1 protein-coding gene and 1 pseudogene are annotated in these 1667 nt (G+C 34.1%); one reads left to right on the top strand and one right to left on the bottom strand.

Going from position 1 to position 1667, the window contains the following annotated elements; genetic code table 11:
* Positions 1-282: 282 nt before the first annotated feature.
* The gene (locus ACFSCZ_RS12060; RefSeq protein ID WP_225310835.1) at positions 283-852 is read left to right on the top strand and encodes a YitT family protein; all 570 of its coding nucleotides are present in this window, start codon (positions 283-285) and stop codon (positions 850-852) included.
* 147 nt (positions 853-999) lie between these two features.
* On the opposite strand, the pseudogene ACFSCZ_RS12055 reads toward ACFSCZ_RS12060, so the two are convergent.
* Positions 1000-1095 (bottom strand): annotated as a pseudogene (locus ACFSCZ_RS12055) (DUF1657 domain-containing protein); the annotation flags it as partial.
* Positions 1096-1667: the final 572 nt, after the last annotated feature.

The following is a 1667-nucleotide window of genomic DNA, read 5'->3' as shown; positions in this document are numbered from 1 at the left end:
CTTCCCGAACCTCCATTACATCAGTTCTACCTACTTCTCCAGTTTAACTGATGGGAGGGGATATAGACGGAAAGTGTTCATTTCTATCGAGCAAATACTGTTCAATTTAGTCTAGCAGTTACAAGGGGGAAAGTGGAGGCGATTATCCCCTAATAAATGAAGTATTCCCTAATAAAATCAATATCCATAAAATTTTAATATTTAATTTTCCCTCTGCATTCTTACCTCATTCTTAACCTTAAATTCCCGACATATTATTAGATTAAAATGAGATGAGACAAGGTGATTGTTATTTTTCAGAAATTAATTGCTACTCTTATTGGAAGTCTGTTATTAGGAGTTGGTGTGAATGGGTTCCTAGTTCCTCATCATTTAATAGACGGTGGAATTGTTGGAATCGCACTATTACTCCATTATTTTTTAAAATTTCCAACTGGTATTATAATGGTGGGGTTGAGTATCCCTATTTGTATATTTTCCTCATTAAATAATAAAGAGTATTTTTTTAGTAGTTTGCAAGGCTTATTGGTTTCGTCCTTATTTATTGATTTACTGGCTCCTCTTCGTTTTCAATTTTTTATTCCCCAACTTGCAAGTGCACTAATTGGAGGTGCAATAATTGGAGTTGGAGTTGGTCTAATGCTGCGATATAAAACAAGCACTGGAGGAACTGACTTACTAGCTGAAATTATTTCCGAAACTTTTTCGTTAAATATTGCACTTGTAATTATACTGATAGATGGAATTATTGTGTTGGCAGGTCTGGCTTTATTAAAATTAGATGCCTTCCTTTATTCATGTATAGCTATAATCGCTGTGGGTTTCATAACATCCTTAATTAAAGGAAAATAATCTTTTATGGGACCAAAAGCTAACCTTTATTAAATTCCCTCCATGTTTTACCAGTAATGGAATGCTTAAAAAAGGTTGGTCTCTCAACCAACCTTTTCACCATACTCTTTATTGTTGTTTGTATTGAGGTTCTTCTTGTTCAATTTGTTAAACACGTGGTTCTACATTATTGCTAACGGATTGGGTTTGTTTAGCGGCATCTTGGTAGAGCTGTTTGGCTTGTTGATTGTTTGTACCAAGAGAAACAAAATCGTCCAGGACGAATGCCTAGTCGATTTTGTTTGTTCCTCTGTTATTTAAAGCAAGTCTTTTTCATGGCCATCGAAATTAGAAAAACTCTGCGCTTTATATAGGTAAATGTCTAGACCTTGATCATTAAGGGAGCATAGTATAGCTTTGAATATTTAGAAAGTTAAAATCTTAAAGGGAGTTGTTTTTTACTATGAATAGGGAAATTTGCACCTCTTGTGAAAACTATTTTTGGATAAATCAACTATCACTGTTACCTAATGATTGGCTTCGTACTGACCAGCGTAAATATTATTGCCCTAGATGCTATCCTGAAATCTTAGAAGAACAAACTAAATTCTTTATTATGAATTTTAGTTCGTTTAGTCCTAGGACTGTAACAAGTTATGCAAAGTTTTTAAGATGAACCATCGTCAAGGAAGTAATCATTCCAATAATACAAATTGTATTTTGCAAGAGAAAAATACACAATAGTGCAATCAAAAGTGCATAACTTTGCCAGCCTATTCCGTTAGTGATTCTGTCTTGATAACGCGTGAGTCATTCGGTAGCTTTCTCCAGTGAAA

It is taken from the genome of Siminovitchia sediminis, assembly GCF_042680885.1.
GTDB classification, from domain to species: Bacteria; Bacillota; Bacilli; order Bacillales; family Bacillaceae_C; genus Siminovitchia; species Siminovitchia sediminis.
Note: the sequence above shows the minus strand (reverse complement) of the source record. Positions and strands in the feature narration are given on the sequence as shown.